The sequence below is a fragment of the Paenibacillus macerans genome, assembly GCF_900454495.1.
GTDB classification, from domain to species: Bacteria; Bacillota; Bacilli; order Paenibacillales; family Paenibacillaceae; genus Fontibacillus; species Fontibacillus macerans.
In genome coordinates this window covers 262,446-278,096 of record NZ_UGSI01000001.1, presented here as the reverse complement: position 1 = coordinate 278,096, position 15,651 = coordinate 262,446, and the positions used below count along the sequence as shown (strand labels likewise).

Sequence of the window (15,651 nt, the reverse complement as noted above, 5' to 3'; positions counted from 1 at the left end):
ATCCCCCAATACTCAAAAAAGCTCCTAAAAAGGAGCTTTTCCGTCGTATAACCTTTTTCATATATATTTTTTCTGTGTCTCATCTCTCTCTACAAAGAAAACACATTACACGTGGCTGACCGACAATCGCAAAATCGTCTCATGCGGCAAAATCACGCGAGGATTCTCCACGTTCTCTTTCTTCATCAGTTTGGTCAGCAAACGCATTGCCACCGCACCCAAATCATACATTGGCTGGGCGACGGTTGTGAGCTGCGGACGCACCATCGAAGCCATGCGAATGTTGTCGACGCTGATGATCGAAAAATCGTCGGGAACCTTCAGCCCCTCATCCTGAATGCTGTGAATCGCGCCGATAGCCATTTCGTCCGTTGCCGCAAAGATGGCCGTAGGCCGTTTCTTAAGCCCCAGGAAATACTTCATCGCTTCCACGCCGGATTCGTAACGGTAGTTGCCGATCCGCACCAGGTCTTCCTGGTATTGAATTCCCGCCGTTTCCAACGCGCGCTTGTAGCCCTGGAAGCGGGCATAACCGTTCGCCGGATCCTGCAGGGTTCCGCTGATCATCGCGATATCCCGGTGGCCATGGCGGATCAGCGTGCTGACCGCATCAAACGCAGCCGCTTCATGGTCGATATCCACCGAAGGATATTGCCCTTTCTCATCGCTTGTCGCGCAAAGCACGATCGGAACCGACGACGTTTGAAACGCCTGAATATGCTCGTCCGTCACGGTGCCGCCCATAAACAGGAGCCCGTCCACTTGCTTCTCAAGCAACGTGTTGATGACGCGGATCTCCTTCTCCTTGCGCTTGTCGGCGTTACATAAAATAATGTTATAGTGATACATGTTCGCAATATCTTCAATACCCCGAGCGATTTCCGCAAAAATCGAATTCGAGATATCGGGGATCACCACGCCTACCGTGGTGGTCTTCTTGCTGGCGAGACCCCGCGCGACCGCGTTTGGACGGTAGCCCAACCGTTCGATCGCTTCGTATACCTTTTTCCGGGTCTGCGGTTTCACATTGGGGTTGTTGTTGACAACCCGGGAAACCGTGGCCATCGAGACGCCTGCTTCACGTGCCACATCGTAAATGGTAACCGTCACAATCTTCTCTCCATTGCCATAGATTTTCACTCGTTCTTCCGGTAAAGTTCCAGAGTTCAATTAAATTTATGATACGACAAAATACTACTTTATGCAATGACAACGCTTCATACTTTCAGAATTCCCTGCAGCGCCGCCTGTGTAATGCTTGAATGGGAAGTGTGCCAGACGGCTTGTCCGTCCTTTACCAATATAGCCTGTGGGGATTCGTGTTTAACGCCCAGCCGCTCGGCGGCCTCATTCGACACAGCCCGATCTTCAATGACATATATCAGCCCGTATGTAACGTCTTCGCGCGGATTGCCGTTCAAATAGGCTTCCGCTTCCCGGAGCGCGCCGGCGCTGATGGGACAGCGTGTACTATGTTTGAAGAGCAGAAGCGGCCCGCTTGCTGAAGCCTCAAGCGCCTCATGGAGCTGCTTAGGCGAAGTTATTCTGATCCACTTGGACATGATCGTTCCAACCCCTTTTCAATAACACTCAGCACAGGTTCTTTTGATATATTATCAAAAAGGGAAATAAAAATACAACCTGAAATGAAAAAAACGTGAAAATGTCAAAACTTTGCTTAAGAAAGCTGACGATTTTTTATAAATTTGGACAATTGCGCCAAACGTTGGGAAATATCGTCCATCCACGCCGTGTCGCCCAGATTTTTTGCACAGCCGAATAAATCCAACAGAAGGTTAATCCTCTCCTCGCATTGCCGCTCGAGCAGGGCTTCAAATGAAGATGTCTCCATCCGGTTCCACTGGCGGTAAATTCCGAAAATCAGATCGGCCAGTTCATTCCGCTCGGTAAAATCGATCCGCTCTTCCGCCCGCTCCCGCTTAAGCTTGGCCAGCATGTCGGTTAAATCCGTTTTCACTTCCGGCAGCACTTCGTAATAACTGCAATCTTCGCATTCATAAATCGGAACCCGGTTGATTTCATAGATTCCTTCAAAAATAACCACCCTGAAGCCTAGATTCATCATTTGCCCGCAATGACAGTGCTTTCGCACGGTACCCACCTCATCTTAATCTACTACATTTTAGTTGCTACGATGAATAATATATATATTCGACCTTCCCGAGGTATCTCCTTCCATTAGCAGAACATACTTATATTTACCATCCATGGAAAGCGTTTTGGAGCCTCTGGGCATGAAAATACTTATCATTTTTGATACAATTAAAATATTGAATGGGAATTTCGTCAAGGGCGCTAAATGATAGGAGGAGATGATTTTGAGACTTACTGGTAAAAAGATTATCGCTTTAGTAGACGAAGAATTTGAGGATCTGGAGCTCTGGTACCCGGTCTATCGCGTTCGTGAGGAAGGTGCGGAAGTCCATCTCGCCGGTGCGGAGAAAGGCAAAAAATACATAGGGAAGTACGGCGTCCCCGCCGAAGCCGAACTTTCCTTTGAGGAAATCGATTCCAGCCGGTACGACGGCATTCTCGTTCCCGGGGGTTGGGCTCCGGACAAGCTGCGCCGGTACGGGAAAGTGCTGCAGATCGTCCGCGAGATGAATGACGCGAAAAAGCCGATCGGCCAGATCTGCCACGCCGGCTGGGTGCTTGTCTCCGCCGGAATTTTAAAGGGCGTGACCGTGACCTCCACCCCGGGGATCCGCGACGATATGGAGAACGCCGGAGCCGTCTGGAAAGATGAACCGGTCGTCGTCGACGGACATATTATTTCCGCCCGCCGTCCGCCGGATTTGCCGGAATACGGGAAAGCTTATGTTGATGCGCTGGCCGCGGCAAAATAACGTGCACGTGCCCAGTCTCCAATTCGATTGGATATATCCAATGACCATACCGAGTTTATACTTTAATTAATCGAGTAGGAGAGGGTGACTAACCCCCGTCCTCTCACACCACCGTACATGCGGGTCCGCATACGGCGGTTCCAAAAGGTTAACAAAGCTCCAGGTAACGAGAAAGCAAACTCTTCAGCCCTTTCACTTCCCAGTAGGAAGTCGGAAGGGCGTTATTTGTGTTTCGAGACATTTCCCATGCACCCCGGCGGGAGTTTGCCATAACATAGCAGGCCCATTCTGGGACTCCGAGTGCCCGAAGTTCACGAATTCGGGTGCGTACCCGCTTCCATTGTTTCCATAGGCACATTCGAAGTCTTCTTCGAATCCACTGGTCGAATCTTTCACAGTGGCTCTTCGCCGATGCGATTCGGAAATATCCAATCCATCCCATGAGGTAACGGTTCAGTCTAGATATACGTTCCTCCATGGAGACTGATTGGGTACGGTTTGTCAACTCCCGGATCTTCTCTTTAAATCGAGAGATTGTCTTGGGAGCCAATCGAATCGTCGCCTGTTTATTCGACAGGAAACTAAAGCCAAGAAACTTCCGGTTCCATGGCCTGTCCACTGCACTTTTGTCCCGATTCACTTTCAGTTTCAACTTTCCTTCCACAAATCGTGTGACCGATTCCATGACTCGTTCACCTGCTCGCCTGCTCGCTACAAAGATGTTGCAGTCGTCCGCGTAACGAACAAACCGCAGCCCCCTCTTTGTCAGTTCTTTATCCAAATCATCGAGTAAGATGTTTGCCAGAAGCGGACTTAGCGGACCGCCTTGCGGAGTTCCCTCGTCCGTCTTCTGGCAGATGCCACCTTCCATCATTCCGGCTTCCAAGTAGGCCCGAATCAGCTTCAAGACTCGCTTGTCTGTCACTCTCCTTGCCACTCTTGCCATGAGAATGTCGTGGTTCACCCGGTCAAAGAACTTTTCCAAATCCATATCTACGACCCATCGCAGACCGCTTTGGATATATCGCTGGGCTTGCTTCACGGCATCGTGTGCTCTCTTCCCCGGTCTAAAGCCGTAGCTGTACCAAGAGAAGGGGGCATCGAAAATCGGGTTCATCACTTGCAGAAGTGCTTGTTGGAGGAAGCGGTCCATCACGGTCGGGATACCGAGCAGCCTTACACCGCCTCCGGGTTTGGGGATTTTCACCCGTCTGACAGGTATCGGTCTGTACGTTCCCGTTAGGAGTTCATCTTTCACCGTTTCCCAGCGTGTGTTCAGGTAAGCCTGTAGCCCCGCTACCGTTACTCGGTCTACACCGGGGGCACCTCCGTTTTGTACCACTCGCTTATAGGCGAGCCTGAGGTTCTCCCCTTCGAGCATTCGCTCCAACAAGTCGTTACTTGCCTCGTGAGAGGAAGGATCGATTTGTGCCGATGAAGAACTCGGCGCTCCAACATACCCTGACGGCTTCACCGCTTCTCTTTGTTGGCAGCTCCCTTTTGGGATATTCGGCTGTCTTTGCTCTTCACGCGAACGCATCGGTTTCCTCTCTCCTTTCGGTTCGGCCCTTCCGCTTTCCGGCGTCCCGTACTTGCGTACTATGGCCTCTGCTGACTCCTGCGGGTTCAGCGCAGCCTCTCGGTTGCGGTTACGAAGTGACTTCGCATTTTTTTTTTTTCTCCCGCAGGCCTCCCCAGATAAGAACGTCATCTTTCCGCCCACGACCACTGGAGTTTACAGGAGTGATCCTTGGCGGCTTTGGATTTCGCTGTGTTATGGCAGCTCATCCGGTTCATCCTGCCTCAAATCCAGTTTGTGTACCTTGGCCCGTGCTTTTGCCTCCGGCTTCCTTCAGATTCCACCTCGCGATGGACACCCTTGCCCTTGGCTAGCGGTAGGCGCTCGCCAGCCCCCGCTCGGGACTTTCACCCTATAGATGACGCCCATGCTGGGCGTACATAAAAGACCAGTAAAGCGCGGGGCGCTTTACTGGCCTTTTTGCGCTTAAAAGCTTATTTGCCAAGCCGTTCCTGCTCCAGCCGGCAACCGAAACGGACGAGTTCCGCTTCGATCTGGTAGCTGGTCGGCAAGCGGTAGCAGGCGGCGCCAGCCTCCCGGCTTTCCCCTGCATAACTATTCAAAATGCGGTGTTTTACCCGGAGCAGCGACTGCGGCGACATGCTCAAATCGCTGACCCCCAGATGGAGCCACAGCGGGACCGCCTTCTCGTCCCCGGCCATTTCGCCGCAGACGCTTACCGGAATCCCCGCCTCCTTCGCGGCTTGAACGGTTTGCTTCAGCATGCGGAGAACGGCAGGGTGATACGGGTGATACATGTGCGCGATTTTCTCGTTCATCCGGTCCACGGCCAGGACGTATTGGACCAGATCATTGGTGCCGATGCTGAAAAAGTCCGCTTCCTGGGCCAGCAGATCGGCGATGGCCGCCGCCGCCGGAACCTCGATCATGACGCCGACCTGAACGCCGGGATCAAATCTAAGGCCGCGGGTGCGCAAATCCTGTTTGGCCGCCTCCAAAATCCGGTTGGCAGCCCGAATTTCCTCCAGGGAGGAGATCATCGGGTACAGGATTTTCACGTTGCCGTAAGCGCTGGCGCGCAAAATTGCGGTCAGTTGGGTTTGGAACAGTTCCTTGCTGTCAAGGCTGATGCGGATCGCCCGATACCCGAGCACCGGATTGTCTTCTTCCGGCAGTTCGAAATATTCGAGCTGTTTGTCGCCGCCGATATCCAGCGTCCGGATTACGACGGAATGCGCGCCGGCTTTCTCCGCCACCTGCCGGTATACTTCAAATTGCTCGTCTTCCCCGGGGAACGAGGCCCGGTCCATGTACAAAAACTCCGTACGGAACAAACCTACGCCTTCGGCCCCGTATTTCACCGCCAGCTCCAAATCTTTGACCGAGCTGATATTCCCCGCCAGACGCAGGCGGACACCGTCCTTCGTTACCGCTTCCACCGCCGCCAGCAGCTGCAGCTGTTCCTTCCGGCGGCGCTGCTTCTCGGCGATCTCGGTGTAGCGCTTGACGATGTCCGGACCGGGATTAAGATATACCTGCCCCTCGTCGCCGTCAATGACCAGCAGATCGCCCGTCTGCACCGGTTCCGCCAGTTTATGCTCAAGTCCGGATACAAGCGGGATGCCCAGAGCCCGGGCCATAATGGCGGAATGGGACGTTTTGCCGCCGGCCATCGTCACCATCCCCAGCACATTGTCCGGGTTGAGGTGCACCAGCTGGGACGGGGACAGCTCCTTGGCCACCAGAATATACGGCTGCGTATCCGCGGGCAGCGTAATGTCCGGCGTTCCGAGCAAATGTTTGAGCAGCCGGTTGCCGACGTCCTTGATGTCGAGCGCTCTTTCTTTCATATACTCATCGTCCAGCAGATCAAACATCGTGACGAAATGATCGATCGCTTCCTTGACGGCCACCTCCGCCGCCTTGTATTGCCTTTCGATAATCCCCCGGATTTCGCTCATAAAAACAGGATCTTCCAGAATGGCCAGATGGGCATCGAAAATCCCCGATTCCTCCGCGCCGACCGTTTCCTTAATTTCGTTCTTCAGACCCTCGATTTCGGTTTTGGACGTCCGTATGCCTTCGTACAAACGCTCGAATTCCATGGCGAGATCCACCTTATCCATCCGCCGATCCGGCACATCCCATTCCCAGGCGGGCAGCACAAAAGCTTTGCCGATAGCGACTCCCGCTGCTGCTCCGATCCCCTGTATCATGTAGTGACCCCCTATGTCCTGCTTTGAAGTTCCGGTTTTCGAAACCGCGGTTCCTTTATAGGATACCCTCTCTCTATTCCATTATGGTAAGCCTAGCCCGATAAATTTGTCAAAGGAAAAAGCCACAGTCCAAAAGGCCCCTCTTTGCAGACGGGCCTCCGGCAAAAAACTGTTCAGCTTCGCTTTCCGATCAAAATGCTGTCCTCCACCTTGATGCAGCGGTCCATAATGACCGTAAGTCCGCCTTTTGCGGCGATTTCGTACGCTTCCTCATTGAAAATTCCGAGCTGCAGCCACAGCACGCGCGCTCCGATCTTCACCGCTTCCTCGGCAACCGGAGGCGTCAGTTCGCTGCGGCGGAAAACGTTGACGATATCGACCGGTTCGGGAATGTCCGCCAGGGAAGCGTACACCTTTTCGCCGAGGATTTCTCCGCTTACGGTTGGATTTACCGGGATGATGCGGTAGCCGTTGCTTTGCAGGGCCTGCGCGACCATGTAGGAGGTCCGGTCGGGCTTATCCGACAGGCCGACAACGGCGATGTTGCCGGCGTTCAGCAATATTTGCTTGATCTCTTCACGGCTTGGATTTTCAAATGGCATTTTTAGCTTCCTCCCTTTCAGATAAATACTTTTATAAGTGCATGTTCAAAAAGTCAGGTTTTCAGCACCGAAGCGTATGCTTCCGAAGTGCGTTTTTTCAAAACGCTTTAGGTCGGATGAAGCCAGGGACAAAAGGAGCGGAGCGTACGTTTTGGGTACGTGAGCACCTGAAATGTTTCCGTAGGAAACATGCTTCGGATGCTTCGGAAGCATATGCTGAGGCCCGGCTGAATTCAAGATTCGACGCCCGATCCGCTTCTTGTCCTGCTTCGTGATCAGATGACTTTTTGAACTACATCTATAAGTTTATTCTACCCGTTCCACGGATGCACCAAGCGAGCCAATATGGTCGAAAAACTGCGGATACGATTTGGCCACATGATGCGCATCCTTAATGACAAGCGGCTGCCGGCAGCGCAGACCTACGACCGTGAGCGCCATAATCACCCGGTGATCGTAATGCGCGTTGATCTCTACGCCGCCTTCAAGCCCGGCAGGACGGCCGTGCACGATGATTTCCGCCCGGCGTTCCTCTACGTTGGCCCCGGCTTTTTTCAGCTCCTGCAAAAAATCCGTAATACGGTCGCATTCTTTGTAACGCAGATTTTCCACATTGTAAAAACGCGAGGTGCCGTCGGCGAATACCGCGGCCGCGACCATGGCCAGCACCGCGTCGGTGGCGGCGTCGCCGTCGAATTCGACCGGGCGCAGCCGGCCGTTGCCGCGCACGTGCACGGTTCCGTCGCTATGGGTGAGCGGCACGTCCATCATCTGCAGCACGTCGACGATGGCTCTTTCCCCCTGCTTGCTGCGCTCGGCCAGCCGGTGCACCTTCACGTCCGATTTCGTGATCGCGGCCGCCGCCAAAATCGCCGCCGACCCGGGGTAATCGCCTTGCACCGTGTAGGTTTTCGCCTGGTAGCTTTGCCGTCCCGGCACGCGGAAATGCATATAATCGCCGCTCGCATGTATGACGATGCCCGCTTGCTCCAGCACCTCCAGCGTTTGCCCGACGACCACCTTCGATTTGAGATCGTCCAGCACTTCGATTTCGCTGTCCTCGTCCAGCAGCGGGGTCAAAAACAGCAGCGCGCTCAAATATTGCGAGCTGACCGCGCCGGACACGCGGATTTTCCCGCCTTTGGGCGCTCCGCCGCGGATGCGGATCGGCAGCCGGCCCTCGTTGTGTTCGACCTCTACCCCAAGCTGGCCAAGCGCTTTGATCAGGTCGTCGTGCGGGCGTTTGCCCAGCGAATCGGGGTACGTATTGACGAACGTCACATCCGGACACAGCGAGGCGATCGCCATTAGGAAGCGGAGCACCGCTCCGGCGTTGCCGACGTTCAGCTCTTTGACGTCCTTCGGGCGGCGGCCAAAGCCGGTGATGACGATTTTTTCCTCGTCCTCGTCAAGCACCGCGCCCAAATCGGCGATGCAGCGGCGCATCGCATCGCTGTCTTCGCTGTGTGCGGGATAATATACGGTGCTTGTGCCCTCCGCCAAAGCGGCGACGAGCAAATACCGGGTCGTATAGTTTTTGGAAGACAGGGCTCCTATTTCTCCAGTCAGCTCAGGCGTAGGCCTTACGATTACGTCCATGTTTCATTCCTCTTTTCGTTGTTGATCGTTAACCGCGGCAACGCGTTAAAATCTCAAGCGCCACCTGCTCTGCGTTTTTCCCCGTCGTATCCACGGTGTGATGCGCGAAATCATAGGCGTTTTTCCGTTCCTCCAGCAGCGCGGTTACCCGTTCTTTGGCGCCGCCGGCCAGCAAGGGGCGGTTTTCGTCCTCGCCGACGCGGGCGATGATGTCGTCCGCCGAGGCTGTCAAAGCGATGACCAGCCCGTTCTCCAGCATCGCGCGGCAATTGCCCTGCCGCAGCACGACGCCGCCGCCGGTCGCCAGGACGATGCCGTCGTCCGCAAGCACTCGACAGAGAAGCCGCGATTCGGTGTCTCTAAAGAATGCTTCGCCTTTCTCGGCAAAAATTTCCGGGATCGACCGCCCGGTTTCCATAACGATCATCTGATCGAGATCGACAAGACGGAGGCCGGCTTCGGCCGCCAGCAATGCCCCGACGGTCGATTTGCCCGTGCCCATCATGCCGATCAGCACGATATTATTTTTGGCAGTGCGCATGTTTTTTCACCTACTTGCAACTTTCCCATATCATAACACAGGCCGGCATATTTTCAATACGAACTTGCTCCGCAGCATTTCCTCCGGGTGCAAAAAAGCCGCCGAAGAGACAGACGTCTCTCCGGCGGCTGGGCGTATCGTTCTATCCACTTTACGTCCTTCTTAGAACCATTGATGGTGGAAGACGCCTTCCTTGTCGACCCGTTTGAACGTATGCGCGCCAAAGTAATCGCGCTGCGCCTGCAGCAGGTTCGCCGGCAGACGCTCCGTGCGGTAGCTGTCGTAGTAGGACAAGGCGCTGGCGAAGCCCGGAACCGGAATTCCGTTCTCCACGGCAGCGGCAACGACTTTGCGCCATGCGTCCTGATAGCTTTCGACCACGTTTTTGAAGTACGGGTCAAGCAGCAGGTTTTTGAGCGCGGGATCGCGGTCGTAAGCTTCTTTGATGTTGTGCAGGAACTGGGAACGGATAATGCAGCCGCCGCGGAAAATCATCGCGATGTTGCCGTATTTCAAATTCCAGCCGTATTCGTCGGAAGCGGCGCGCATTTGGGCAAAACCTTGAGCGTAAGAGACGATTTTGCTGGCGAACAGCGCTTTGCGGACGTTTTCGATGAATTCTTGTTTGTCGCCGGCAAACGGTTTTTTGGCCGGGCCGTTCAAAATTTTGCTGGCCGCCACGCGCTCTTCCTTCATCGCCGACAGGAAGCGGGAGAATACGGATTCCGTAATCATCGACAGCGGCACGCCGAGATCCAGCGCGCTTTGGCTTGTCCATTTGCCGGTTCCTTTTTGCCCGGCGGCGTCGAGAATGACGTCCACCATCGGTTTGCCGGTTTCTTCGTCATATTGGGAGAAGATGTCGGCGGTAATTTCGATCAGGTAGCTGTCGAGCTCCCCTTTGTTCCATTCGCTGAAAATTTCGTGCAATTCCTTGGCGCCAACGCCGAGTACATCCTTCAGCAAATGATAAGCTTCGCCGATCAACTGCATGTCGCCGTACTCAATGCCGTTGTGCACCATTTTGACATAGTGCCCCGCGCCGTCCGGACCGATATATGTACAGCAAGGATCACCATTCACTTTGGCGGAAATGGCCGTTAAAATCGGTTCAACCAGCTTGTAGGCGTCTTCTTGCCCGCCCGGCATGATGGCAGGGCCTTTCAGCGCGCCTTCTTCGCCGCCGGATACCCCGGTGCCGATAAAGCGGAAGCCTTTAGCCTCAAGCTCTTTGCTGCGGCGCTGCGTGTCCGGGAAGTGGGCGTTGCCCCCGTCGATGATGATATCGCCTTGATCCAGGTAAGGAAGCAGTTGTTCAATCGTCGCGTCCGTAGCCGGGCCGGCTTGTACCATAATCAAAATTTTGCGCGGAGTTTCCAGCGAGTTGACGAACTCCTCGACGGAAAACGTGCCGACAAGGTTTTTGCCTTTGCCTTCGTTTGCCAGAAGGTCATGCGTTTTTTCCGGGGAACGGTTGAACACCGAGACGCTGAAGCCCCGGCTCTCAATATTCAGGGCCAAGTTTTTGCCCATAACGGCAAGGCCGATAACGCCGATTTGTTGTTTTGACATGGTCTCCATCCTTTGCTCACTATATTTTTGTTCAATAATATCATTTTAACAGTTTTGTGTACAGAAGTGAACCCTGCTCTGCCATCAAAAAACATCCCCCGACAATCGCTTGGGGGAACCGGAAAAATATATTCTATTTTGCGCCAAGCGGATCGTTACCATTCCAGGCGGATCAGTTCCAGGCGAAGCTTGCGGAGTTTTTCCTTGCAGGCTTCCGAGGCGGCTTCGTCGCCGCTTTGCAGCGCTTCAAACAGCCTGCCGAGCTCGTCGTCCAGCTCCCGCTCCAAGTCTGCAAGCTGCCGTTCCGCTTTGTCGGAAGCGAACATTTCGGCAAGCTGCTCCGTGTTTAGCGTCGGGCCTTTCTGAAAAATGACCTTGTGCTCCATCCCGGATATTTCGACCAGACGGATGACTTCGCCAAACAAAATATTTTCGATCACAATTTGCCTGTCCTTGAACCGTTTGACCACCGCGTGACCGCGCAGCTCCCCGATCAGTTTCTCCAGCCATTCGGCCAGCTTGGCGTCGCGGATTACGTAATCGCCGGCCAGCTTGTATCCTTTGGCGAGACGTTGAAACTTCAGCTTCGTCAGCTTGCGTCCGGTGCGGACGGAAATGATGAATACGGATTCGTTTTCGCTCCAATATAAAGAATACCCGTCTTGGATCAAATCGCGGATCAATTGTTGAATGTGCCGGCGGTCAAATCGGAGTTCCAGATTACAATACTCAACCTCATAGCTTTTATTCACGGCACTCCCTCCTAAAAGTTTTTGTAGGCGTTGCATCTGTGGTTGCGCTTCGTACAAAAACTACTTCGAAAGCATTAGCTAAGTTTTTGTGAGCGGTACATCTTAGCTGCACTTCGAACAAAAACTCGCTACGGAAGCATGACTTAGTGTTTTGCGTTTCGAACAGACTCGCTGCGGCTTACCTTATCTTATACTCCATCTTATGTTATGGAACTTGGTTTATTGATTATTTTTACCCGTTTCGGGCCACGGTTGACGCATCCTTGGGGGCGGTATGTTATACTGATGGGAGGCAAATAACACCTTAATGAATTTCCGATTGATGAGGCTGGAGGTATTAAGCATATGACATTTCCCGGTTTTGTGCAGGAGGATTTTGAAGCGTTGACCGTTCCGGGACTCGAGGGCCGGATGGAAGCGATTATTAGCCGGATCAGACCGAAGCTGGAGACGCTCGGGACCGAGCTGGCGCCATACTTGTCCGCGCTTTGCGGAGAAGAGATGTACCCGCATGTCGCCAAACACGCCCGGCGCACGGTCAATCCGCCAAACGATACATGGGTGGCCTGGGCCGCGAGCAAACGGGGCTATAAAGCGCTGCCTCATTTTCAAGTAGGCCTGTTCCCCACTCACTTGTTCATCATTTTTGCCGTCATCTACGAAAGTCCGAACAAGCTGGTATTCGCCAATTATTTGGACAAGCATGCGGCAAAGGTGAAAAAAACAATCCCGGGCGGCTTCTATTGGTCGCTCGATCATATGGATCCCGGCGGCACGCCGCATCAGGAGGCGGACAGCAAGCTGCTGAAGCAATGGGCCGAACAGCTGAAAAAGGTGAAAAAAGCCGAGATCATGTGCGGACTGCGCCTGGAACAGGACAACCCTCTGCTTGGGGATGGGAGCAAGCTGGTGCAAACGATCGAGGAGACGTTCCAGACCCTGCTCCCCCTCTACAAAAGCGCATTTTAAAGTGTTACGGCGAGAGCCGTGGCGCGGCCAGCCTTCGGGATTATCCCCGAAGGCTTTTGGTCTTTCCCGCAATTCCGAGATGCAGAAAAAACAGCAAGGCCATCACCGCCGAACTGGCCAGAAACGGAGCGGAAGGCCCCAAAACATCCCACATTTTGCCCGATACGATAGGCCCTACCACCATTCCCGTGCCCTGTATCGTCAGAAACAGCCCCCACACCGTGCCCTTCTCCCCTTCCGGCAGCAAATGCGAGAGCATTGTATCCCAGGTTGGAAGAATGAAGGCGTAGCTCACCCCGATCAACATGACGAGCAGCCATACCAGGGATACGGAGCTCGTTACCGCGAAAATGCCGATCGCTACGGCCGCTAGCGCGAACCCGACGTGCAAAAACCAGCGTGTCCCGAAGCGGTCCACCAGCTTCCCGATCGGGATAAGTCCCGCCACCGTGATGCCTCCGCCGATCACCAGCATGAAGCTGAACGTTTCCGGCGGCAAACCGAGCTCGGACCGGACATAAAGCGTAATGACGGGCGTCAGCAGCCCCACGGCAAAAGACCGCAGAAACAGCGCCGGATAAAGCAGCGGACTGACATGCAAATTTTCTCTGATCTCGCGGAGCGTGGCGCGGATATGGCGCCATATTCCCCCCTGCCGCAGCGCCTTTCCCAAGGTTTCGGGATCGGCTCCCCCCCGCTTGGCCCCGGGCCTGCCGCCGGTTTTGCCGGGAAGAAACAGCGATACGATCACCACCAGCCCAACGCAGGCCAATAGGAGCCAAAACACGGGACGGTAAGAGCCGTCTACGAGAAAATTGATCAGCACCGGTCCCAATCCGGTTCCGCCGAGGCTGGAAATTTGCATGACCCCCATCGCCGTGGCGAAATTTTTGTTTTCTTCCGCCACCGCCGTAATTCCCATTAGGACGCACGGCCACAGCGGCGCCGTACCGATTCCCAGCAGGGCGCAGCCAAGCACGAGAAATCCCATCGTCTTCAAAAAGGCGATCATCGCCACCGCTCCGAGCGTAATACAAAGCCCCAGCGTCATCGTCAGGCGAAAGCCGATCCTCTCGATCAGCCAGCCTGCCGGGCTGCGGAACAAATTATCTCCGATATATTGGAGCGAAAAAGACAAACCGATTGCAAAGGCGCTCAGCTTCAGCACGTCCCCCATATAAACGGGCAGTACCGCAACGATGAGCGCTCCCTTTACGAATTCGACCAAAAACATAATGACCCAAAGGCAAGCGAACGTAGGATTAAGCAGCTTTTTGCGCGCGATTCTTGAAGTTAATTCCATGGCCAATCTCCCCTCCGCTATCTCTCCAAGTATGATTTTTCCGTTTTAGTTTGTCCTTTTGGGGAGCGTTCTTACCCGCTGCAATCGCATTTTTCTTTCCCTCGCCAATGTTCACTTGCATTCCGAACCGTTTTTGTTATACTCAAGCTTGTTTATATTTTAACGATGAAAGGCAGGGATGGCCCATATGGATCATCAAAGCACGCCGCTTTTTACCGCACTCAAAAGACACGCGGCCGGCAATCCCGTTCAATTTCACATTCCCGGGCACAAAAAGGGGCTCGGCACCGATAAAGAATTCCGTGAATTCATCGGCGATAATGCCTTGTCGATCGATTTGATCAACATCGCGCCGCTGGACGATCTCCATCAGCCGACCGGCGTGATCGAGGAAGCGCAAAAGCTCGCCGCCGACGCGTTTGGCGCGGACCATACGTTTTTTTCCGTTCAAGGCACAAGCGGGGCCATCATGACCATGATATTATCCGTTTGTTCGCCGGGCGATAAAATTATCGTTCCAAGAAACATTCACAAATCAGTCATGTCGGCGATTATTTTCGCCGGAGCCAAGCCGGTCTTCGTGTCGCCGGCCCAGGACTTTAGTCTCGGCATCGATCACGGCATTACGACGTCCTCGGTGCGCCGCGCTTTGCAGCGCCATCCCGACGCCAAAGCGGTTGTGGTCATTAATCCGACGTATTTCGGGGTATGCGCCAACCTGAAGGAAATCGTCGACCTTGCCCACAGCTTTCATGTTCCCGTGCTTGTGGACGAAGCGCACGGCGTGCACATCCATTTTCACGAGCAGCTGCCGATGTCGGCCATGCAGGCCGGCGCGGATATGGCGGCGACGAGCGTTCACAAGCTTGGGGGTTCCATGACGCAGAGTTCGATTCTAAACGTCAACACGAAAAACGGTTATGTAAATCCGCAGCGCGTGCAAACGATCATCAGTATGCTGACGACGACGTCGACTTCCTATTTGCTGCTGGCTTCCCTCGATACCGCCCGCAGAAATCTCGCGCTGCACGGCCGCGAGTTGGCCGAACAATCGGTGGAGCTGGCGCAGTACGTCCGCGAAGAAATCAACAAAATTGAGGGGCTGTACTGCTTTGGACGGGAAATTTTGGGCAGCGAAGCGGCCTATGACCATGATCCGACCAAGCTTACGATCCATGTCCGCCATTTGGGCATCACCGGCTACGAAACGGAAAATTGGCTGCGTGAGCATTATAATATCGAGGTTGAGCTCAGCGATATGTACAATATCCTCTGTCTGATTACGCCGGGGGATACGCGGGAAACCGCCGACATATTGCTGAAGGCGCTGCGCGAACTGTCCGGCATTTACTATAAAGAAGGCAATGCCAACGAGTTGATCGTCAAAGTACCGGAAATCCCGCAGCTCTCCCTGATTCCGCGGGACGCCTTTTACGCCGATACCGAAGTGATTCCGTTCAAGGAGTCGGCGGGCCGGATCATTGCCGAGTTTATTTACGTATATCCGCCAGGGATTCCGATTTTGCTCCCCGGCGAAGTCATTTCCCAGGATAATATCGACTATATCGTCGACCATGTGGAGGTCGGTTTGCCGGTGAAAGGGCCGGAAGACCGGAAGATCGAAAATGTAAAGGTCATCGTGGAGGCAGACCCGATCTTCTAAAGCCTAAACTTATGCAAATCAAAAGCT

General features: G+C 54.0%; 14 protein-coding genes. 3 read left to right on the top strand and 11 right to left on the bottom strand.

Going from position 1 to position 15,651, the window contains the following annotated elements:
- Positions 1–105: 105 nt before the first annotated feature.
- The 3 genes from ccpA to DYE26_RS01260 form a co-directional block, all read right to left on the bottom strand.
- Positions 106–1,110 (bottom strand): catabolite control protein A, encoded by a 1,005-nt coding sequence (ccpA, locus tag DYE26_RS01270; RefSeq protein WP_036621529.1) that lies wholly within the window; start codon positions 1,108–1,110, stop codon positions 106–108.
- A gap of 107 nt (positions 1,111–1,217) precedes the next feature.
- Complete coding sequence (gene ytxJ / locus DYE26_RS01265; protein ID WP_036621527.1) at positions 1,218–1,562, bottom strand: bacillithiol system redox-active protein YtxJ; 345 nt, start codon at positions 1,560–1,562, stop codon at positions 1,218–1,220.
- A 116-nt stretch (positions 1,563–1,678) separates the two neighbouring features.
- Positions 1,679–2,113, bottom strand: coding sequence for a hypothetical protein (locus DYE26_RS01260; protein WP_036621525.1), 435 nt, complete (start codon positions 2,111–2,113; stop codon positions 1,679–1,681).
- A 223-nt stretch (positions 2,114–2,336) separates the two neighbouring features.
- On the opposite strand from DYE26_RS01260, the gene DYE26_RS01255 reads away from it, so the two are divergent.
- Entirely contained in the window at positions 2,337–2,867 is a 531-nt protein-coding gene (locus DYE26_RS01255) for a type 1 glutamine amidotransferase domain-containing protein (RefSeq protein WP_036627906.1), read from the top strand.
- A 148-nt stretch (positions 2,868–3,015) separates the two neighbouring features.
- Here DYE26_RS01255 and ltrA read toward each other — a convergent pair whose 3' ends face one another.
- The 7 genes from ltrA to DYE26_RS01220 all read right to left on the bottom strand — a co-directional run bounded on the left by ltrA (position 3,016) and on the right by DYE26_RS01220 (position 11,689).
- Entirely contained in the window at positions 3,016–4,407 is a 1,392-nt protein-coding gene (gene ltrA, locus DYE26_RS01250; RefSeq protein WP_036621729.1) for a group II intron reverse transcriptase/maturase, read from the bottom strand.
- A 473-nt stretch (positions 4,408–4,880) separates the two neighbouring features.
- A complete protein-coding gene (gene ptsP / locus DYE26_RS01245; protein WP_036621523.1) occupies positions 4,881–6,623 on the bottom strand; it encodes a phosphoenolpyruvate--protein phosphotransferase in 1,743 nt (580 codons plus the stop codon).
- Between the two features lie 173 nt (positions 6,624–6,796).
- Positions 6,797–7,225: a CoA-binding protein gene (locus DYE26_RS01240; protein ID WP_036621521.1), complete on the bottom strand. Its 429-nt coding sequence runs from the start codon at positions 7,223–7,225 to the stop codon at positions 6,797–6,799.
- Between the two features lie 306 nt (positions 7,226–7,531).
- Complete coding sequence (gene aroA / locus DYE26_RS01235; RefSeq protein ID WP_036621519.1) at positions 7,532–8,824, bottom strand: 3-phosphoshikimate 1-carboxyvinyltransferase; 1,293 nt, start codon at positions 8,822–8,824, stop codon at positions 7,532–7,534.
- A 28-nt stretch (positions 8,825–8,852) separates the two neighbouring features.
- On the bottom strand, positions 8,853–9,365 hold the full coding sequence (locus DYE26_RS01230; protein WP_036621517.1) for a shikimate kinase: 513 nt from the start codon (positions 9,363–9,365) through the stop codon (positions 8,853–8,855).
- Positions 9,366–9,527: 162 nt separating this feature from the next.
- Positions 9,528–10,937 (bottom strand): NADP-dependent phosphogluconate dehydrogenase, encoded by a 1,410-nt coding sequence (gndA, locus tag DYE26_RS01225; RefSeq protein ID WP_036621515.1) that lies wholly within the window; start codon positions 10,935–10,937, stop codon positions 9,528–9,530.
- A 155-nt stretch (positions 10,938–11,092) separates the two neighbouring features.
- Entirely contained in the window at positions 11,093–11,689 is a 597-nt protein-coding gene (locus DYE26_RS01220; RefSeq protein WP_036621512.1) for a hypothetical protein, read from the bottom strand.
- 345 nt (positions 11,690–12,034) lie between these two features.
- Here DYE26_RS01220 and DYE26_RS01215 point away from each other — a divergent pair, with 345 nt between their 5' ends.
- On the top strand, positions 12,035–12,658 hold the full coding sequence (locus tag DYE26_RS01215) for a DUF1054 domain-containing protein (protein ID WP_036621510.1): 624 nt from the start codon (positions 12,035–12,037) through the stop codon (positions 12,656–12,658).
- A 40-nt stretch (positions 12,659–12,698) separates the two neighbouring features.
- Here DYE26_RS01215 and DYE26_RS01210 read toward each other — a convergent pair whose 3' ends face one another.
- Positions 12,699–13,961, bottom strand: coding sequence for an MFS transporter (locus DYE26_RS01210; RefSeq protein WP_036621507.1), 1,263 nt, complete (start codon positions 13,959–13,961; stop codon positions 12,699–12,701).
- Positions 13,962–14,148: 187 nt separating this feature from the next.
- Between DYE26_RS01210 and DYE26_RS01205 the strand changes: the two genes are divergently transcribed.
- Positions 14,149–15,624, top strand: a complete 1,476-nt coding sequence (locus DYE26_RS01205) for an aminotransferase class I/II-fold pyridoxal phosphate-dependent enzyme (RefSeq protein WP_036621504.1) — start codon at positions 14,149–14,151, stop codon at positions 15,622–15,624.
- The last annotated feature ends 27 nt before the right edge of the window (positions 15,625–15,651 follow it).